General features: G+C 63.9%; 19 protein-coding genes. 8 read left to right on the top strand and 11 right to left on the bottom strand.

Annotation, left to right across the window (positions count from 1 at the left end; genetic code table 11):
- Nucleotides 1–38: 38 nt before the first annotated feature.
- The 10 genes from G5V57_RS06980 to G5V57_RS06935 form a co-directional block, all read right to left on the bottom strand.
- Nucleotides 39–719 carry an HAD family hydrolase gene (locus tag G5V57_RS06980; RefSeq protein ID WP_165166823.1) on the bottom strand — a complete coding sequence of 227 codons (681 nt, stop codon included), beginning with the start codon at nucleotides 717–719 and terminating at the stop codon, nucleotides 39–41.
- Between the two features lie 18 nt (nucleotides 720–737).
- Nucleotides 738–2,342 (bottom strand): 5-guanidino-2-oxopentanoate decarboxylase, encoded by a 1,605-nt coding sequence (locus tag G5V57_RS06975; protein ID WP_165166822.1) that lies wholly within the window; start codon nucleotides 2,340–2,342, stop codon nucleotides 738–740.
- Between the two features lie 20 nt (nucleotides 2,343–2,362).
- Nucleotides 2,363–3,355, bottom strand: coding sequence for a peptide ABC transporter ATP-binding protein (locus tag G5V57_RS06970; RefSeq protein ID WP_165166821.1), 993 nt, complete (start codon nucleotides 3,353–3,355; stop codon nucleotides 2,363–2,365).
- Complete coding sequence (locus G5V57_RS06965; protein WP_165166820.1) at nucleotides 3,352–4,347, bottom strand: ABC transporter ATP-binding protein; 996 nt, start codon at nucleotides 4,345–4,347, stop codon at nucleotides 3,352–3,354. The genes G5V57_RS06970 and G5V57_RS06965 overlap by 4 nt, the downstream gene beginning before the upstream one ends.
- A 10-nt stretch (nucleotides 4,348–4,357) precedes the next feature.
- A complete protein-coding gene (locus G5V57_RS06960) occupies nucleotides 4,358–5,266 on the bottom strand; it encodes an ABC transporter permease subunit (protein ID WP_165166819.1) in 909 nt (302 codons plus the stop codon).
- Entirely contained in the window at nucleotides 5,256–6,269 is a 1,014-nt protein-coding gene (locus G5V57_RS06955; RefSeq protein WP_165166818.1) for an ABC transporter permease subunit, read from the bottom strand. The genes G5V57_RS06960 and G5V57_RS06955 overlap by 11 nt, the downstream gene beginning before the upstream one ends.
- Nucleotides 6,270–6,326: 57 nt before the next feature.
- Nucleotides 6,327–7,922, bottom strand: coding sequence for an ABC transporter substrate-binding protein (locus tag G5V57_RS06950; protein ID WP_165166817.1), 1,596 nt, complete (start codon nucleotides 7,920–7,922; stop codon nucleotides 6,327–6,329).
- A 190-nt stretch (nucleotides 7,923–8,112) separates the two neighbouring features.
- Nucleotides 8,113–9,228, bottom strand: coding sequence for an FAD-binding oxidoreductase (locus G5V57_RS06945; protein ID WP_165166816.1), 1,116 nt, complete (start codon nucleotides 9,226–9,228; stop codon nucleotides 8,113–8,115).
- Nucleotides 9,228–10,292: a dipeptidase gene (locus G5V57_RS06940; protein ID WP_165166815.1), complete on the bottom strand. Its 1,065-nt coding sequence runs from the start codon at nucleotides 10,290–10,292 to the stop codon at nucleotides 9,228–9,230. Before G5V57_RS06940 ends, G5V57_RS06945 begins: the two co-directional genes overlap by 1 nt.
- Nucleotides 10,293–10,391: 99 nt before the next feature.
- Nucleotides 10,392–10,889, bottom strand: a complete 498-nt coding sequence (locus G5V57_RS06935) for an O-acetyl-ADP-ribose deacetylase (RefSeq protein ID WP_165166814.1) — start codon at nucleotides 10,887–10,889, stop codon at nucleotides 10,392–10,394.
- Between the two features lie 65 nt (nucleotides 10,890–10,954).
- Between G5V57_RS06935 and speB the strand changes: the two genes are divergently transcribed.
- Together speB and G5V57_RS06925 are read left to right on the top strand one after the other, a co-directional pair.
- Nucleotides 10,955–11,929 carry an agmatinase gene (gene speB, locus G5V57_RS06930; RefSeq protein WP_165166813.1) on the top strand — a complete coding sequence of 325 codons (975 nt, stop codon included), beginning with the start codon at nucleotides 10,955–10,957 and terminating at the stop codon, nucleotides 11,927–11,929.
- A gap of 5 nt (nucleotides 11,930–11,934) precedes the next feature.
- Nucleotides 11,935–12,360, top strand: a complete 426-nt coding sequence (locus G5V57_RS06925; protein ID WP_165166812.1) for an EamA family transporter — start codon at nucleotides 11,935–11,937, stop codon at nucleotides 12,358–12,360.
- Nucleotides 12,361–12,732: 372 nt separating this feature from the next.
- Here G5V57_RS06925 and G5V57_RS06920 read toward each other — a convergent pair whose 3' ends face one another.
- A complete protein-coding gene (locus G5V57_RS06920) occupies nucleotides 12,733–13,527 on the bottom strand; it encodes an aspartate/glutamate racemase family protein (protein ID WP_206530218.1) in 795 nt (264 codons plus the stop codon).
- A gap of 81 nt (nucleotides 13,528–13,608) precedes the next feature.
- On the opposite strand from G5V57_RS06920, the gene lnt reads away from it, so the two are divergent.
- The 6 genes from lnt to G5V57_RS35150 all read left to right on the top strand — a co-directional run bounded on the left by lnt (nucleotide 13,609) and on the right by G5V57_RS35150 (nucleotide 18,110).
- The gene (gene lnt / locus G5V57_RS06915) at nucleotides 13,609–15,180 is read left to right on the top strand and encodes an apolipoprotein N-acyltransferase (RefSeq protein ID WP_165166811.1); all 1,572 of its coding nucleotides are present in this window, start codon (nucleotides 13,609–13,611) and stop codon (nucleotides 15,178–15,180) included.
- A gap of 162 nt (nucleotides 15,181–15,342) precedes the next feature.
- Nucleotides 15,343–15,774, top strand: coding sequence for a helix-turn-helix domain-containing protein (locus G5V57_RS06910; RefSeq protein ID WP_246737563.1), 432 nt, complete (start codon nucleotides 15,343–15,345; stop codon nucleotides 15,772–15,774).
- A gap of 13 nt (nucleotides 15,775–15,787) precedes the next feature.
- Nucleotides 15,788–15,994 carry a hypothetical protein gene (locus G5V57_RS06905; protein WP_165166810.1) on the top strand — a complete coding sequence of 69 codons (207 nt, stop codon included), beginning with the start codon at nucleotides 15,788–15,790 and terminating at the stop codon, nucleotides 15,992–15,994.
- Nucleotides 15,995–15,996: 2 nt separating this feature from the next.
- A complete protein-coding gene (metK, locus tag G5V57_RS06900; protein ID WP_165166809.1) occupies nucleotides 15,997–17,190 on the top strand; it encodes a methionine adenosyltransferase in 1,194 nt (397 codons plus the stop codon).
- Complete coding sequence (trmB, locus tag G5V57_RS06895; RefSeq protein WP_165166808.1) at nucleotides 17,187–17,852, top strand: tRNA (guanosine(46)-N7)-methyltransferase TrmB; 666 nt, start codon at nucleotides 17,187–17,189, stop codon at nucleotides 17,850–17,852. The genes metK and trmB overlap by 4 nt, the downstream gene beginning before the upstream one ends.
- A gap of 90 nt (nucleotides 17,853–17,942) precedes the next feature.
- Nucleotides 17,943–18,110, top strand: a complete 168-nt coding sequence (locus tag G5V57_RS35150) for a GIY-YIG nuclease family protein (protein ID WP_371744745.1) — start codon at nucleotides 17,943–17,945, stop codon at nucleotides 18,108–18,110.
- The last annotated feature ends 22 nt before the right edge of the window (nucleotides 18,111–18,132 follow it).

The following is an 18,132-nucleotide window of genomic DNA, read 5'->3' as shown; positions in this document are numbered from 1 at the left end:
CTTGCGAAAAACCGGTATCCACTTTTTCGCATCCCGCGCTAAAGTTTAAGCGCGTCTTCTATATGTTTCAGCGTATCCCGGTGATGATTGCAAATCCGCTCCGCCCCGGCTTCGGCCAGGCGGCGGGTCCTGGCGGGATCGCGGGAGAAGCCGATGAAATGAACCTCGTTGGCAAGCCCCGCCTCGACATCGTTGAGATTGTCGCCGATGAAGACGATCCGGTCGCGCGGCAGGTCGAGGCTCGCTATGGCGCGGGCCAGGATCTGGCGCTTGGCGCCGCCGCCATCGGCGCCGAAACCATGGGCTTTGAGTCCGTCCCAGAGGCCGCAGGCGGCGAGCCTGAGTGCCGCGGCCTCGAGCAGATTGGCAGTGGCGATGCCGAGCCGGGCGTTGCCCGTGAGGCTCGCCAGGAGATCGCGCGCTCCGGGCACGACCTCCGGCTGCAGCCGCTTCATGTGCAGATCGCTCGCCAGATGGCTCAGATAGGCCGTCACAACGGCCTGGCGCTCAGCCGGCGCCGGCTTGCGCCCGAAATGCGTCTCGAGGATCTCATCGATGATGTCCTCGTCATTGCGGATGCGGTAGCTGTCCCAGTCGTGTGACAGGCCGGTCAGCCGATGCAGCTTGGCGAAAGGCCAGAAGAATGCGTCTTCCTCAGGCGCCGTCAGGTCGAGCAGGACGCCGTCGACATCGAAAATGACGGCGGCATCCGAGCGCATCGGCCTGCTCCCGCGAATCTAGCCCAGCATACGCGGCGTCATTTCGATCAGCGTCGGCCCGTCGGCCTTCAAAGCGCGCGCGATCGCCTGGCCAAGGGCCTTCAGCGAGTCGGGCTTCTCGGCATGGCAGCGATAGGCCTTGGCGAGCGCCTGGAAGTCCGGATTGACCAGGGTGACGGCATTGGGCTGGATGCCCTTGTTCACCATGTCGTCGCGGATCTGGCCGAGCGCGTCGTTGTTCCACATGAGGATGACGAGCGGCAGCTTGTGCTCGGCGGCGGTGCCCAGCTCATTGATCGTATATTGGATGCCGTAATCGCCGATCATCACCGCGACCGGCTTGTCGGGGCAGCCGAACTTGGCGCCGATGCCGGCGGGCAGCGCGAAGCCGAGGGTACCGAAGCCCACCGGATGCAGCCAGCTGCGCGGCTCGTAGACGGGGAAGATCTCATTGGCCGCATAGGCGATCTGCGTCATGTCGGAAGCGATCACCGTCTCACGCGGCAGGCTTTCGCGGATGACGGACAGCACCTGGCGCAGCATCTCGCGCAACTTGTCGTCGGTGCCGGGCTCGGCGGCGAGAATGTCGGCGATGCGCTTCTCGGTCGCCTTGCGGCGGGCCGAATGATCGCCGGCGGGAAGGCTCGCGGAGATGGCCTCGAGCGCCGTCGCGGCGTCCGCCAGAATGGCGATGTCGGCGCCATGAGGTTTCGCCAGCACCATCGGGTCGAGATCGATGCGGATCAGGCCCTTGCCGAGAAGGAAGCCGGTCTCCCAGAAATCCGTCTCCGCCAGTTCCGAGCCGGCACACAGGATGGCATCGGCCTCGCGCAGAAGCTTGCGGCCGGAAGGCGAGGCAAGCCGGTAGCCGAGGCAGAGCGGATGATCGCCCGGGACCGCGCCCTTGCCGGCCGTGGTGGTGAGAATGGGCGCGCCGAGCTTTTCGGCGATGGCGAGCGCCGCCGATCCTGCGCCGAGTGCGCCGCCGCCGAGCAGGACGACCGGAGATTTGGCTTTGCCGAGGAGCTCGGCCGCTTCCTTGATCTGGTCGGCGGCAGCCTGCGGGAGCTTCGGCGTCTTGTGCGTCGTCCAGCCGCTGCCGGACGGCAGTTTCAGAAGGTCGAGCGGCAGTTCGAGATAGGCCGGGCGCGGACGCCGCGACGCAAAGGCCGAAAAGGCGCGCGCCACGCCGTCGCGCACGTCCTGCGGCGTATAGGCCCTGACGGCGAGATCGGTGATCGTCTGGGCGGCGCCGAGCTGGCTCTGCATCTCATGCAGGCGGCCGCGCCCTTGCGCGCTGTCGGCGATGTCGAGGGCCGAGGAGATGCACAGGACCGAGCTCGAATCGGACCAGGACTGGCCGAGCGGCGTCATGATGTTGGTGAGGCCGGGTCCGGTGATGGTGAAACAGACGCCGGGCTTGCCGGTGGCCCTGGCATAGCCGTCCGCCATGAAGCCGGCGCCTTGCTCGTGGCGCACCAGCACGTGCTTGATCTGCGAGCGCGGCAAAGCGCGATACATCTCGACATTGTGAACGCCCGGAATGCCGAAGATGGTGTCGACACCATAGGATTCGAGCAGGCCGACAAGAGCTTCGCCGGTCGAGTGTTCAGCGCGGGGCATTCGCTTCTCCGATTTGGTGATCAGGCCGCCTTGGGCGCGGCCTCGGGCTTGTTCACGGCATGGCATGCCACAAGGCTTGCCTCATGCGCAAGCAACTCCGGACTTTCGACGCGGCAGAGATCGAAGGCGAGCGGACAGCGCGGATTGAAGGTGCAACCGGAAGGCGGATTGAGCGGGGAGGGCAATTCTCCCTTGAGTACGATGCGCTCGCGCTTGCGCTCGGGGTCCGCCATCGGCGTCGCCGAGAGCAAAGCGCGCGTATAAGGATGCTGCGGGTTGCGGAAAATGTCGTCGCGGCTGCCATATTCGACGACGCGGCCGAGATACATGACCATGACGTCATTGGCGATATGGCGCACCACCGAGAGATCGTGGCTGATGAACAGGAAAGCGAGATTGAGCCGCTCCTGGATATCGGCCAGGAGGTTCAGCACCTGCGCCTGGATCGACACATCGAGCGCCGAGACGGGCTCGTCGAGCACCAATATGTCGGGATCGAGCATCAACGCGCGGGCAATTGCGATGCGCTGGCGCTGGCCGCCCGAGAACATATGGGGATAGCGCTCGTAATGCTCGGGGCGCAGGCCCACATTCGTCATCATGGCGCGCGCTTTCTCGGTGCGCTCCTTGGCCGAGAGCTTGGTGTTGACGAGAAGCGGCTCTTCCAGCGCATGGCCGATGCGCTGGCGCGGATTGAGCGAGCCATAAGGGTTCTGGAAGACGATCTGCACTTTCGCGCGCAGACTTCGCAGTGTCTCGGCCGAGGCACCGGCGATCTCGTGGCCGGAGATCTTGAGCGAGCCCGAGGTCGGCGGCTCGATCATGGTGACGAGGCGGGCGAGCGTGGATTTGCCGCAACCCGATTCACCGACGACGGCCAGCGTCTTGCCGCGCTCGACGGTGAAGCTCGCGCCATCGAGCGCCTTGAGCGTCGCGCTATCGCGGAAGGCGCCGCGCGAGACTTCGTAATAGCGGGCGAGGTCGCGGGCGACGAGGACGGTTTCGCTGCTCATGCGGCTTTCTCCTTACCCGGATGGCCGAGCGCCACACCGTTCTTCAACGGATAGTGGCAGAGCGCGTCGCCCAAGTCCTTCTGTTGCGGCGGCACTTGCGTGCGGCAGAGCTGCGTGGCGTAAGTGCAGCGCGGCGAGAACAAGCAGCCGGCGGGCCGGTCGAACTGGCCAGGCACCACACCCGGGATCGAGGGCAGGCGCTTCACATGGGCGCGCTCGGGAAGCGCGGCGAGAAGGGCGGCCGTATAGGGATGATGCGGGTCCTTGAACAGGCCCTTGACCGGCTGCTCCTCGACCTTCTGGCCGGCATATTGCACCGAGACGCGTTCGGCGGTCTCGGCGACGACGCCCATCGAATGGGTGATGAGCACGAGGCCCATGCCGGTGTCGCGCTGTATCTTGAGAAGGAGGTCGAGAATCTGCGCCTGGATCGTCACATCGAGAGCGGTGGTCGGCTCGTCGGCGATCAGGAGCTTCGGATTGCAGGAGATCGCCATGGCGATCATGACGCGCTGGTTCATGCCGCCCGACAATTGATGCGGATAGGAACTGAGCCGGGACTCGGGCGCGGGGATTCCGACCAGGCGCAAAAGCTCGATGACGCGTTCGCGGCGCTCAGCCTTGTCCATGTCGAGATGGGTCTTCAGCGCCTCGGTGAGCTGATAGCCGATCTTGAAACAGGGATTGAGGCTCGACATCGGCTCCTGGAAGATCATGGCGATGTCCTTGCCGATGATCCTGCGGCGCTCGGAACTGCTCATGCCCAGAAGGTCGAGGCCCTCGAACTGCATGCGGTCGGCGGTGACCTTCGCCGTCCACGGCAGGAGGCCCATCACCGCCAGCATGGAGACCGACTTGCCGGAGCCCGATTCGCCGACGATGGCGAGCACCTCGCGGGGATCGACTTTGAAGGAGACGCCATCGACGGCGCGGAACCAGCCGCTGCCGGTCTTGAATTCGACGGTGAGATTCTGGATATCAAGCAGGGTCATAATGGGCCTCTCAGCTCTTCCTGAGCCGGGGATCGAGCGCGTCGCGCAAGCCGTCGCCCATGAGATTGATGGCGAGCACGGTGATCAGGATGGCGATGCCGGGCAGGGCCATGACCCAGGGATGCGACGTGATGAGATCGCGTGAATCGGCGAGCATGGAGCCCCATTCAGGCGTCGGCGGCTGAGCGCCAAGGCCGAGGAAGCCGAGGGCGGCCGCCTCGAGGATGGCGTCCGACACGCCCAATGCCGCCTGCACAATGAGGGGCGGCAGGCAGTTCGGCAGGACGGTCACGAACATCAGCCGCAAGGGGCCGACGCCCGACACTTTCGCCGCGGTGACATAGTCCTTCGACAGTTCGGTCAGCGCCGAGGCGCGCACCAGACGCACATAACGCGGCAGGTAGACGACGGTCACCGCGACGATCGTGTTGGTGAGGTTCGGGCCGATGATGGCGACGATGAGGATGGCGAGCACCAGGCTCGGGATCGACATGATCAGGTCCATGATGCGCAGGATGATCACGTCGACGGCGCCGCCGAACCAGCCAGCGGCGAGGCCAAGCACGACGCCGACGATCATCGAGACCGCCATCACCGAAAGGCCGATGAAGAGCGAGATCCGGCTGCCATACATGAGGCGCGAGAGCATGTCGCGGCCCAACGCGTCGGTGCCGAGCGGAAAGTTCCACGAGCCGCCCTCGGCCCAGACCGGCGGCAGCTTGGTGAAGCCGCGAAACTGCTCGAAGGGATCATGCGGCGCCAGGAAATTGGCGAAGATGGCGATGAATATGACGGCCGAAACCACGATGAGGCCCAGGACAGCGCCGCGGTTCTCGCGGAAGGACCGCCAGAAGGCCAGGAGCGGACTTGGCGGTGCCGCGGGACTGGCGACGGCGGGCAGGGTGGCGTCAACGGGCATGGCGGATTCTCGGATTGATGAGGCCGTAGGTCAGATCGACCAGCAGATTGACCACGATGACGATGCTCGAGATCAGCATGATGCCGCCCTGCAAAGCGGGATAGTCGCGCCGGCCGATCGATTCGATCAGCCATTTGCCAACGCCCGGCCAGGAGAAGATGGTTTCGGTGAGGACGGCGCCGGCAAGCAGCGTGCCGACCGACAGGCCGATCACGGTCACGACCGGTATAAGCGCGTTGCGCAAAGCGTGGATGCCGATGACGCGATAGGGTGCCAGTCCCTTGGCGCGCGCCGTGCGCACATAGTCCTCTTCCAGCACTTCGAGCATCGAAGAGCGGGTCATGCGCGCGATGACGGCGAGCGGCACGGTGCCGAGCACGATGGTGGGTAGGATGAGATGGCGCAGGGCGTCGGCGAAGGCGCCCTTCTCTCCGGAGAGCAGGCTGTCGATCAGCATGAAGCCGGTCACCTGCGGATAGTAGTATTTGATGAGGTCGACGCGCCCCGACACCGGCGTCCAGCCCAGCGTGTTGGAGACGACGAGAATGAGGATAAGGCCCCACCAGAAGATCGGCATGGAGTAGCCGGTGAGCGCCAGGCCCATCAGGCTCTGGTCATAGATGCCGCCGCGGCGCGAAGCGGCAAGGACGCCAGCCGGAACGCCGATGATGATGGCGAAAAGCAGCGCGCAAGTCGAAAGCTCGACGGTGGCGGGAAAGAGGGTGAAAAATTCCTGCAGGATCGGATTCTTGGTGATGATCGAGACGCCGAAATCGCCGTGCAGCAGGCCCCAGACATAGTCGAGGAACTGTTTCCAGATCGGCTGGTCGAGGCCCATCTCATGGCGCAGCTCCGCCAGCCGCTCGGGCGAGATGCCGCGCTCGCCGCGGCGCACCTCGATCGGGTCACCGGGCACCATGCGGATCATCATGAATGTGACGAACATCAGTGCCAGGAATGTCGGCACAGTCAGCGCCAGACGGCGCAAAAGGAATCGAAACATGGCTTTTGGCTATATCAGTGAAGCGGGGCGGTTTTGGGCCGCCCCGCTTCGGTTCCGTTATTCGGCGATATCGACGCCGTAGAACTCGTGGCGTCCGAAGGGGCTGATCTTGTAATCCGACACCTTCTTGCTCACCGGCTCGAAGACGGTCGAATGCGCGATCGTCACTTGCGGCGCCTCGTCATGGGCGATGACCTGCATCTCCTCATAGAGCTTGGTGCGGTCGGCCTTCTCGGACAGCTTCTTGGCCTGCTGGAGCTTGTCCTCGAAGGACTTGTCGCACCACTTCGAGATGTTCTGGCCACCCTCGCGGGCACCCGTGCAGCCCAGGAGGAAGAAGAAATTGTCCGGATCGCCATTGTCGCCGGTCCAGCCGAGGAGGCCCATCTGGTGCTCGCCCGCCTGCAGACGCTTGCGGTACTCGCCCCATTCATAGGACTTGAGCTCGACGTTGATGCCGACCTTGGCGAGGTCCGCCTGCATCATCTCCGCCATGCGCTTGGCATTCGGATTGTATGGGCGCTGCACCGGCATCCACCACAGGTCGCTCGAGAGCTTCTCGACGCCGGCGGCCTTCAGCATCTCCTTGGCCTTCTCCGGATTGTACTCGTAGTCCTTTATCTGGTCGTTGTACGACCAGATGGTCGGCGGGATCAGGTTCTTGGCCTTCTGGCCGGCGCCCTGATAGACCTCCTTGAGGATCGAGTCGCGGTCGATCGCCATGTTGATGGCCTGACGCACTTCCTTCTTGTCGAAGGGCGGCTTCTTCACGTTGAGCGCGAGATAGCCGATATTGAGGCCGGCCTGCTGCATGAGGTTCAGGCTATCATCCTTGCCCATCGCCGCGAGGTCGGCCGGGTTCGGATAGCCCATCACATGGCACTCGCCGGCCTTCATCTTGGCATAGCGCGCCGTCGCATCCGGCGTGATAGCATAGACGAGGTTGTCGATCTTGGCCTTGCCGCCCCAATAGGCGTCGAACGCCTTGTAGCGGATGACCGCGTCCTTCTGATAGGCGACGAACTGGAACGGCCCCGTGCCTACCGGAATCTGGTCGAACTGCTCCGGCGTGCCCTTGTCGAGCAGGTACTTGGCGTATTCGGCCGACTCGATGGTGCCGAAATCCATGGCGAGATTGGCGAGGATCGGCGCATTCGGCTCGCTCAGAGTCATCTTCACCGTCAGGTCGTCAACCTTCTCGAGCGACTTGAGAAGATTGGGCATGTCCATGTCGTTGAAGTAGTCGTAAGCGCCGCCGGACACCTTGCTGTACGGATGATCGGCCTTCCACTGGCGCTCGAAGGACCACAGAACGTCATCGGCATTGAAGTCCCTGGTGGGGGTGAAGCCGTTGACGCCGGAATGGAACTTGACGCCCGGGCGAAGCTTGAAGGTGATGGTGAGGCCGTCCGGCGAAACCTCAAAGGATTCAGCCAGCGCCGGCACAACATTGGTCGAGCCGCGCTCGAATTCGACGAGCTGGTTGAAGACCGGGCGCGCGGCGTCCAGGCTGGTGCCGGTGGTGTTGAGCGCCGGGGTGAAATTCTCCGGCGAGCCTTCCGAGCAATAGACCAAGGTCTTGGCCCCGGCAGCGCCTGCCGCCAACATCGTGCTGACAAGCAGTGCCGATGCCAGCGTTAACGTTCGTTTCATTGAAGTCCTCCCTGGTGGGTCTGGTAGCGCCTTATTCATTCAAGGCGTGGCGGCATATAAGCAGCTTTTCCAGCAGAAGTGAACTCGCCGTCAAAGCGCGGTGAAGGCCGGTTTATAGGGGGTCGCCGGGTATTTGACGGCTTATACTTTTGGAAGAGGCTCCGGAGCGTGCTCAGGAAAAGGGGATAGCCTAGATGGGCCGGCCGGGGGCAATATCGGAAAGCTCGAGGCCTTCTCTTTCTATATAGGCAGGCACGGCCTCCTGGCGGACCAGGGAGGCGGCGAGGTCACCCAGCGCCGGCGAGGTCTGGATGCCATAGCCGCCCTGGCCGATGAGCCAGAAGAAGCCTTCTGCCTCGGCGTCATAGCCGCAAACCGGATTGCCGTCCGGGACGAAGGAACGCAAGCCGCCCCAGCTTCCGTCGAGGCGCGTCACCGGAATATCGATAGCCTCCTCGAAACGGGCGATGCCTTCCGCGAGCGTCAGGTCGTCGGCAAAGGCATCATGCGGCTCCACCGGCTCGGCCTCGGCCGGCGACACCAGGAGCCGGCCGCCCGAGGGCTTGGCATACCAGGTCTCACCGACATCACCGACAAAGGACCAGCCCATGAAGTTCATGCCTTCGGGCGCCGGTACGACGGCCATGCTGCGCCGCTTGGGCTGCAGGCCCTGCGGCCTGACGCCGGCGCGCCGGGCGATCTCGTCGCCCCAGGCGCCGGCGGCATTGACGATGATCGGCGCCGAAAATTTGCCGGCGGGCGTCGTCACCTGCCAGGCGCCGTCCTGGCGCGCGAGGCTGTCGACCGGCGCCCGGCAGACGACTTCGCCGCCCAGCGCCTTGATCCGGCGCAGGAAGCCCTGATGCAGGAGATCGACATCGATATCGGCGGTGGAGGCGTCGAGCATCGCATGCCGGGCGTAGCTCTCCTTCAGCGCCGGAAAGTGGCGACGCGCCTCGGCGACGCTGATCTCCTCGAGATCCGTGCTGCTTTTCATCAGGGCGGCGCCCTGCTCCTCCTGATGGTCGGGAACGACGAAGATCGTCGGGCGTGGCGAGATGAGCGGGGCCGAGGCAAATCCATCGGGCGGAGCTTCGAAGAAGGAACGCCCGGCGCGGGTCAAGGCTCTGATCGAGGGCGGACCGTAATTCGGCTCATAGGTGGCCGCCGAGCGGCCGGTCGAATGATAGCCGGGGCGCTCTTCCATTTCGAGCACCACGAGCTTGCGGTTCTCCGCCAGGCGGGCGGCGGCGGAAGCGCCGGCAATCCCGGCACCGATGACAATGAGGTCGAGATCGGTCGGCATCAGGCGCCCCAGCTGCGCTCGAGCACGTTGATCCAGTTTTCGTAGCAGAGCTTGCGCAGGACGTCGTCGGTGAAGCCGCGCTTGCGCAGTGCCTGACGCAGGTTGTCGAGTCCCGCCACGTCGGCGATCTCGCCGGGCACCACCGCGCCGTCGAAATCGGAGCCCAGGCCGACGCCCTCGATGCCCAGATGCTGGATCAGGTAATCGATATGGCGCAGCATCTGGTCGATCGGCGTGGCCGCGTCGACCTGGCCGTCGGCCCTGAGGAAGCAGGTGGCGAAATTAAGCCCGACGATGCCGCCCGAATCGCGGATGGCGGCGAGCTGGCGGTCGGTGAGATTGCGCGTGTGCTGGCAGATGGCATGGACATTGGAATGGGTGGCGATGAGCGGGGCCTTGGAGAGACGCGCCACATCCCAGAAGCCCTGCTCGTTCAGATGCGACAGGTCGATGGCGATGCCGAGCTCGTTGCACGCCTTGACCAGCGCCTTGCCGGCATCGGTGAGGCCGGGACCGGTGTCGGGGGTCGCCGGATAGCGGAACGGCACGCCATGGCCGAAGATGGTGGGTCGGCTCCAGACCGGTCCGATCGAGCGCAGGCCCGCCTGATAGAAGACCTCGAGCGAATCGAGATTCTCGTCGATGGCCTCGGCGCCCTCGATATGGAGCACGGTGGCGAGCACGCCCCTGGCGATGCAGTCGCGGATCTCGGCGGCGGTGCGGCACACTTTCACGCGCCCATCCGAGGCGCGTTCGATGCGGAACAGGATGGCCATCATGGCGAGCGCCGTCGGCATTGCCTCGGGTGCCTCGATCAGGCGCGGCAGCGGCACGTCATAGGACGCCCCCCGCATCATTTCGTCGATATCGCCAATGTCGTCCTTGGAGGAGATATAGACGGCGAACATGCCGCCGGCGAAACCACCCTTGAGGGCGCGCGGCAGGTCGAGATGGCCCTCGCCGTCGCCGGCCAGGAACTGCTCCGCGGCGTCTGGGCTTCGCTTGTTCAGAAGCCGGAGAAGCACGTCATTGTGGCCGTCGAATATGGGCAGTCTGTCGGACATTGGGTAAACCGTCAGAGTGAGGAGGAGGGTTGCCCTTACCTTATGTGCCGGCCGGAGTGAACCCCTCCCCTGAGGATGCAGCCTTGAAAGCCCTGCACGTCAGGCGAGAAGCTCCCGATAGAGGCCGGCCGTCTCGGCGTCGAAGCAGCAGAAAATGACCCGCTCCGGCAGGGCGGCCTGATGTGCCCTGACGGTGGTGACGGCGATGCCGGCGGCGGCGGCTTTGGGATAGCCATAGATGCCCGTCGAGATCGCCGGGAAGGCGATCGACTTGAGTTTATGACGCTCGGCCAGCGCCAAGGCATTGCGGTAGCAAGCGGCGAGAAGCTCCGCCTCGCCGGCGCCGCCGCCCTGCCAGACGGGCCCCACCGCATGGAGGACGAAGCGCGCCGACAGGCGGTATCCCTTGGTCATCTTGACCTCGCCGGTCTTTGCTCCGCCCAGCATCCGGCATTCCTGGACAAGCTCGGGCCCGGCCCGGCGGTGAATGGCGCCGTCGACCCCGCCGCCGCCCAGCAGCGACGAATTCGCCGCATTCACGATCGCATCGACACTGAGGCCGGTAATGTCGCCCTGGACCACCTCGATCGATGCCATGTCTCCAGTATCTCCCGCCTGCCCACTTGGTTTAGGATAGATCCCATCCTAACACGGAGCCTTCCATGCCGGGGAACGACAGCGTCACATTCAACCAGCCGGTCTCGGGTTTCGTTTCGCCGCGTTTTGGCGGCATCGCCACCTTCATGCGCCTGCCGCATGTGCCGCTCGACGCGGCCCAGGGCATCGACATCGGCCTTGCCGGTATCCCCTGGGACGGCGGCACCACCAACCGGCCGGGGCCGCGCCATGCGCCGCGGCAGATCCGCGACAATTCCGCCATGGTGCGGCGCCTCCATCCGGTCTCGCATGTCTTTCCTTATGAGCTCGCCAATTGCGCCGATCTCGGCGACTGTCCGGTCAATCCGGCCGATGTGCAGGACACGCTGAAGCGGGTCGAGACCTGGTTCAAAAAGCTGGTCGGCCAGGGCGTCCGGCCGCTCGTGGCGGGGGGCGATCATCTCTGCTCGTTGCCCATCCTGCGCGCGGTGGCCGAGAAGCGTCCTGTCGGCATGATCCATTTCGACGCCCATACCGATCTCTACGACGAATTTTTCGGCGGCTTCCGCTACACCCATGGCACGCCGTTCCGCCGCGCCATCGAGGAAGGCCTGCTCGATCCCAAGCGCGTCGTGCAGATCGGCATCCGCGGCTCGATGTATGATTTCGAGGATGTGAACTATGCCGAGAAGGCGGGCGTGCGCATCATCCGCATCGAGGAGGCGATGGAGAAAGGCCCGAAGGCGATCATGGCGGAAGCGCGCCGCATCGTCGGCGATGGCCCCACCTATGTCAGCTTCGACATCGACATGCTGGATCCTGTCTATGCGCCGGGCACCGGCACGCCCGAGATCGGCGGCTTCACCACGTTCCAGGCCCAGCAGATGCTGCGCGAATTGCGCGGGCTTAACATAGTCGGCGCTGACGTGGTCGAGGTGTCGCCGCCCTTCGATCCGTCCGGGCTCACCGCTTATGCCGGGGCGACCATGATGTTCGAGATCCTCTGCCCGATGGCGGAGGACGTGGCGAAGCGACGGTGAGGGCAATGGCGGCTTCCTGGCAATTCTGGGCATTTCTTTCGGCCATCTTCGCCGCCTTGACCGCGCTTTTCGCCAAGGTCGGCATCGAGAACGTCAATCCCGATCTCGCGACGTTCATCCGCACGCTGATCATCGCCGCGGTGCTGGCCGCCATCCTCGCCGCGACGGGCCAGTTCCAGTCGCCGTCGAGCATATCGGGCCGGACTTATCTCTTCCTCATCCTGTCAGGACTCGCCACCGGCGCCTCATGGCTGTGCTATTTCCGCGCCCTCAAGATCGGCGACGCGGCGCGCGTCGCGCCGGTCGACAAACTGAGCGTCGTCCTGGTGGCGGTGTTCGGCGTCCTGATCCTCGGCGAGAAGCTGTCGGCGGTGAACTGGCTGGGCGTCGTCTTGTGCACAGTGGGGATCATTCTGGTGGCGGTGAGGTGAAACCACTCCCTCAACCGTCATCCCGGCGAAAAGCCGGGACCCATTAGATAAGCACACGCGGGCGGCGCTGCCCACGCTCAAAGAATTTATTGGATCCCGGTTTTCGCCGCTATCGGATTCACACATCTTGTGTCGGGTGCGCTTATACCCTCGCCCCCAACGGGGGAGAGGGAGGGACCCGATGCGAAGCATCGGGAGGGTGAGGGGGAACTGACGGCAATTGTTCTGACATCGCATCAGGATTGTGCCGCTGGTTCCCCCTCACCCTAACCCTCTCCCCCGCTTGGGGGAGAGGGGATCGCTCAATAGCCGTCTCAATACGATGTGTGAATACGCCAGCGGCTTTCGCCGGGATGACGAATGGGAAGCGGGTCAATCCGCCAATGGCAGCGTGAAGAGCTTGCCCCATTGCGGCAGGGGCTCGTCATAATTGGCGAGGCGTAGCGCATGCCAGGCCATGGCGTGGTTGGAGGAGGTGACGGGGATGCCGATCTCCTTCTCGATTTCGGCGGCGGCCTCGGCGAGGCGGATCGAGGTGCAGGAGACGAAGACCGCGTCGATCTCGGCGCGCTTCCTGATGGCGAGAATGCCCTCCTTGATTGATTTCGGCGCGATGCGTGCGACGAGATTGTCGTTCTCCTCATTGAAGGAGCCGAAGACCGGCACGGTGAAGCCGCGCGCCTTGATGTAATCCGCGACGATGCGATTCACATCGGCGCGATAGGGGGTGAGCACGCCGATGCGCCGCGCTCCCAAAGCGCGGAAGGCGGCGAAGGCGGCGGTGATCGGCGTCGTGCATTCGACATGGGGACGCACCTCGCGGATGCGCTCGAACACTTTCTCCTCGCCGATCGCCATCGCGGCCGAGGTGCAGCCATAGGCGATCACGTCGAAATCGGCGCCGGGCAGGATGACGTCGGCGCAAGCAGCGATGCGCGGTTCCATGGCACGCAAGGTTTCGGGCGTGATCTGCGCGTCGTTGCGGATGCGGCTCTGATAGAGAGCCACGCCGGCGAGGCCGGTAAAAATGCGGCGCCATTCGTGCTCGATCGTATAATCAGTGGCGAGCACGATGAGGCCGATGCGGGCCCGCGACGCGATACCGCGATCCGTCTCGAACGGCAGGCCTTCGATCAGTTGCATGCCGGGGTCAACCTTGCCGGCCATCAATGCCTCCTTTGGCCGCACGCCGGCACTGTATCAGGGCATGCGGCCCGAACCTATAGTGCGCCGATCATGAATCGCTTCGTGGCAATCGTCCGGACCTTGGCGGGGCTCGGCTCCTGGCGCAAAGCAGGGTTTCTGCTGCTCGCCGGTGGACTGGCTGGCCTTGCCATGCCGCCCTTCAACTTCTGGCCGCTGCTCTTCGTCGCCTTCCCGCTCTTCATCTGGATCATGGACGAGGCGCCACCGCGACGGGCCTTCTTCCTGGGGTGGCTGTTCGGGCTCGGCTATTTCACCGTCTGCTTCTACTGGATCGGCATCGCCTTCCTGGTCGATGCCGCCACCTATCTGTGGATGATGCCTTTCATGGTGGGCGCGCTGGCCGGCGGCATGGCGCTCTATTGGGGCCTCGCCGCTTTCGCCACGGTGCTGCTGCGCCAGACGGGACTCGCCAAACTGATCGCCTTCGCCGTCTTCCTCGCCATCGCCGAATGGCTGCGCGGCCATCTCCTCACCGGCTTCCCGTGGACGGCGCCCGGTCTCGCCGTGAACGGCATGGGCGGGCTCGCGCAGGCGGCCTCTCTCATCGGCATGCCGGGGCTGACGCTGCTCATCGCTTTGTGGGCTTGTCTTCCCGCGCTGTTCGGTTTCGCCGAGCGCCGACCCCGCGAGCTGATCGCCGCCGCACTTCTTCTGGCGCTATTGCCGGGCTTATGGCTGTGGGGCGCCTACCGGCTGGCGGAAGCGCGCCCGCTTTCGTCCGTGAGCCTGCGCATCGTGCAGGCCAATATCGCGCAGGACGACAAGTGGCGCGGCGACAATGCGCGGCCGATCTTCGACAAGATGAAGATGATGTCGCAGGCGCCGACGCCGGCGCGTCCGGACGGTATCGAGGGCATCTCGGTGGTGATCTGGCCCGAGAGCTCGCTCTCCTTCCTCATCGACGAGAATGCGCAAGGCTTGGCCGAGCTCGCCGACCTGCTGCCGGAGGGCACCTCGCTGGTGCTCGGCGCGCTGAGGCGCGACCCGCAGGACCAGACCGAAGGGGCTGAGCGGCGCGTCTACAACAGCGTGCTCGGCCTCGACAGCGCGGCCAATGTGGTGGCGCGCTACGACAAATGGCGGCTGGTGCCGGGCGGCGAGTTCCTGCCCTTCGAATCGATCCTCGAGCCTTTGGGTTTCCGCAAGGTCGTCACGGTTCCGGGGAGTTTCACCGCCGGGCCGGGGCCCCGCAATATCAGCCTGCCGGGACTGCCGCCCGCCGCGGTGCTGATCTGCTACGAGGCGATATTTCCGCATCAGCTCATCGATCCGGCCCAGCGGCCGGACTGGATCATCAATGTGACGAATGACGGCTGGTTCGGCGAATCGAGCGGGCCTTACCAGCATCTGGCCCAAGCGCGCCTGCGCGCCATCGAGCAGGGCCTGCCACTGGTGCGCGCCGCCAATACCGGTATCTCGGCCATCATCGACGCCAAGGGGCGCATCGAGGCGGAGCTCGGGCTCGGCGCGGAAGGTGTCATCGATGGCTCGCTGCCGCCGGCCATATCTGCAACAATCTATGCGCGCGCCGGCGATTGGATGCTTGTCGGGCTGCTTTTTCTGTTGAGCGCTGTTGGAATTGTCGTACGACAATCGCGCGCGGCTTCAACATGATTGAACTCGCGCAAATGTGAGTTGTCGCACTCACTTCTTGTTGAACTTAAGTATAAATCCGTTTGAAAAAATCAATTGGGTGTATTAAGCATTACGCCGCCGTAATGACAGGACGTAAGCCCTTAATTCGGTAAAGAACATTTCGTCAGACCGGGGGAAATAGTGGTCGGACAAAAAGTACTTTCAATGACAAAAAGAGACCCGAACTTCGTAGACCGTCACGTGGGCAATCGGGTGCGCATGCGGCGGTTGCTCGTTGGTATGAGCCAGGAGAAACTTGGCGAACTACTAGGGATAACGTTCCAGCAGGTACAGAAATACGAGAAAGGCTCGAATCGAGTAAGCGCCAGCCGCTTGTACCAGATCTCGCGCGTTCTGGGCGTGAGCGTCCAGTATTTCTATGATGAGCTGAAGAGCGACGATGACGATTTGGCGGGATTGGCCGAATCGGAAGGCGCCGACGCGATCGCCGGCGCGCTGCAGTCGCCCGACGGTGTCCAGATTGCCCGGATCTTCAGCGAGACGACCGATCCGGACAAGCGCAAGCTCATCCTTAATGCGGTGAAATTGCTGGCGGATTACAAAGGGGCCTAACCCCTGATCCGGAATGGCGGCGGACGGTTTTGCCGTTGAGATCACGCGCCAGATCCAGGATTTTCGATCACGTTCATCACTTCAGGCCGTGCCGGCCTGGAGTGATCGTGATATGGCCTATTTTCGCAAAAAAGGGGCCCGCTTGACCTGCCTTGGCAAGCCTGCCAGAAGACGCCCGGCTTTCCGCGGCTCGCGCGGGGGGATTATTGATGTGGGATGACAATGTCGCGGAAGAACTATCTTTTCACCAGTGAATCGGTCTCCGAAGGGCACCCCGACAAGGTGTGCGATCGCATCTCCGACGAAGTGGTCGACCTGTTCTATCGGGAGGCCATCGCCCAAGGCATGAACCCGGCGCATATCAGGGTTGCCTGCGAGACGATGTGCACGACCAACCGGGCCATCATCGCCGGCGAATATCGCGGCCCCGTCAGCGTGACGCGCAAGAAGATCGAAGCCGCCGCGCGCGCCGCCATCAAGGATATCGGCTACCAGCAGGACGGTTTCCACTGGGAGAAAGCCAAGATCGAGATTTTGCTGCACAGCCAGTCGGCCGATATCGCGCAGGGCGTCGATGCCGGCGAGAAGAAGGACGAGGGTGCGGGCGACCAGGGCATCATGTTCGGCTATGCCTGCGATGAGACGCCGGAGCTGATGCCGGCGCCCATCTACTACGCCCATCGCATCCTGCAGGCGCTGTCCGAGGCCCGCCGTTCCGGCAAGGAGAAGGCGCTCGGCCCCGACGCCAAGAGCCAGGTCACCGTTCAGTACAAGAACGGCAAGCCTGTCGCCGTCACGCAGATCGTTGTGTCGCAGCAGCATCTCGACGAGAGCCTCACCTCCGCCGACATGCGCAAGCTGATCGAGCCCTATGTCAAGAAGGCCCTGCCCAAGGGCTGGATCAACAAGAACACGGTGTGGCACATCAACCCCACCGGCAAATTCTTCATCGGCGGTCCCGATGGCGATTGCGGTCTCACCGGCCGCAAGATCATCGTCGACACCTATGGCGGTGCCGCCCCCCATGGTGGTGGCGCCTTCTCCGGAAAAGACCCGACCAAGGTCGACCGTTCGGCGGCTTACGCGGCCCGCTATCTCGCCAAGAACGTCGTCGCCGCGGGCCTCGCCAAGCGCTGCACCATCCAGCTCTCCTATGCCATCGGCGTGGCGCAGCCGCTGTCGATCTATGTCGATACCCACGGCACCGGCAAGCTCGATGAGAAGAAACTCGAAAAGGCGCTGGCCAAGGTCATGGACCTGACGCCGCGCGGCATCCGCAACCATCTCGGCCTCAACAAGCCGATCTATGCGCGCACCTCCTCCTACGGCCATTTCGGCCGCAAGGCGGAGAAGGACGGCGGCTTCGCCTGGGAGAAGACCGATCTCATCAAGGCGCTCAAAGCCGCGGTGAAGTGAGCGATACCGAGAGGCGGTTCCAGTTCTATGGGCGGCGCAAGGGCAAGACCTTGCGTCCCCATCATGCGAAGCTGTTCGCCGAACTCCTGCCTGAAATCCGGTTCGATCCGGCCAGATTTGCAGCCTCGCAACAGCCCGTCCATCTCGAGATCGGTTTCGGCGGCGGCGAGCATCTGGCGCACCAGGCGTTGCTTTATCCCGAGATCCGCTTCATCGGCGCCGAACCCTATGTGAATGGCGTGGCGAAGCTCCTGGCGCTGATCGAGGCAAAGAAGATCGGCAATATCGCCGTCCATGCGGGCGATGTGCGCGAGCTCTTCGCGTTGCTGCCCGACGCGTCGCTCGAGCGCATCTATCTGCTCTATCCCGATCCCTGGCCGAAAGCGCGCCATCAGCGCCGCCGCATGGTCTCGCAGGAGAATCTGCGGCACTTCCGCCGGCTGCTGAAGCCCGGCGGTTTGTTCCTGTTCGCCAGCGACATCGAGCATTATGTGCAATGGACGCTGTTCGAGACGCGCCAGGCGGGCGGCTTCACCTGGACCGCCGAAGGCCCGAACGACTGGCGGACCCCGTTTCCGGACTGGATCGTTACGCGCTATGAGGCCAAGGCCAAGCGCGAAGGCCGCGTGTCGAGCTATCTGACGTTCAGAAGGGATGAGTGAATGTTTCGGCTTGCAAACATCCCTCGACATCCCTCACCCTGAGGTGCCCGCCGAAGGCAGGCCTCGAAGGGTCCCGCAGGATTGGCAAGAATGGCCTGGATGTACATTCTGCTCTGTGCCGATGGCAGCTATTATACGGGGCTCACGCGTGGCGAGGATCCCGACCAGCGAGTTTCAGAACATCAGATGTTTCGCCAAGTGCGTACACGGTATCGCGGCTTCCGGTTCGGCTGGTTTACTCGGAATACTTCGGCCTGATCGTCGATACGATTGCGGCAGA

The organism is Nordella sp. HKS 07 (assembly GCF_011046735.1).
Classification (GTDB): Bacteria; Pseudomonadota; Alphaproteobacteria; order Rhizobiales; family Aestuariivirgaceae; genus Taklimakanibacter.
This window is presented reverse-complemented; position numbering and strand designations above follow the sequence as displayed.

Excerpts from the sequence above, each read along its gene's own strand:
- G5V57_RS06980 (WP_165166823.1), bottom strand. The coding sequence starts at position 719 with ATGCGCTCGGATGCCGCCGTCATTTTCGATGTCGACGGCGTCCTGCTC.
- G5V57_RS06975 (WP_165166822.1), bottom strand. The coding sequence starts at position 2,342 with ATGCCCCGCGCTGAACACTCGACCGGCGAAGCTCTTGTCGGCCTGCTC.
- G5V57_RS06970 (WP_165166821.1), bottom strand. The coding sequence starts at position 3,355 with ATGAGCAGCGAAACCGTCCTCGTCGCCCGCGACCTCGCCCGCTATTAC.
- G5V57_RS06965 (WP_165166820.1), bottom strand. The coding sequence starts at position 4,347 with ATGACCCTGCTTGATATCCAGAATCTCACCGTCGAATTCAAGACCGGC.
- G5V57_RS06960 (WP_165166819.1), bottom strand. The coding sequence starts at position 5,266 with ATGCCCGTTGACGCCACCCTGCCCGCCGTCGCCAGTCCCGCGGCACCG.
- G5V57_RS06955 (WP_165166818.1), bottom strand. The coding sequence starts at position 6,269 with ATGTTTCGATTCCTTTTGCGCCGTCTGGCGCTGACTGTGCCGACATTC.
- G5V57_RS06950 (WP_165166817.1), bottom strand. The coding sequence starts at position 7,922 with ATGAAACGAACGTTAACGCTGGCATCGGCACTGCTTGTCAGCACGATG.
- G5V57_RS06945 (WP_165166816.1), bottom strand. The coding sequence starts at position 9,228 with ATGCCGACCGATCTCGACCTCATTGTCATCGGTGCCGGGATTGCCGGC.
- G5V57_RS06940 (WP_165166815.1), bottom strand. The coding sequence starts at position 10,292 with ATGTCCGACAGACTGCCCATATTCGACGGCCACAATGACGTGCTTCTC.
- G5V57_RS06935 (WP_165166814.1), bottom strand. The coding sequence starts at position 10,889 with ATGGCATCGATCGAGGTGGTCCAGGGCGACATTACCGGCCTCAGTGTC.
- speB (WP_165166813.1), top strand. The coding sequence starts at position 10,955 with ATGCCGGGGAACGACAGCGTCACATTCAACCAGCCGGTCTCGGGTTTC.
- G5V57_RS06925 (WP_165166812.1), top strand. The coding sequence starts at position 11,935 with ATGGCGGCTTCCTGGCAATTCTGGGCATTTCTTTCGGCCATCTTCGCC.
- G5V57_RS06920 (WP_206530218.1), bottom strand. The coding sequence starts at position 13,527 with ATGGCCGGCAAGGTTGACCCCGGCATGCAACTGATCGAAGGCCTGCCG.
- G5V57_RS06905 (WP_165166810.1), top strand. The coding sequence starts at position 15,788 with ATGGCGGCGGACGGTTTTGCCGTTGAGATCACGCGCCAGATCCAGGAT.
- metK (WP_165166809.1), top strand. The coding sequence starts at position 15,997 with ATGTCGCGGAAGAACTATCTTTTCACCAGTGAATCGGTCTCCGAAGGG.
- G5V57_RS35150 (WP_371744745.1), top strand. The coding sequence starts at position 17,943 with ATGGCCTGGATGTACATTCTGCTCTGTGCCGATGGCAGCTATTATACG.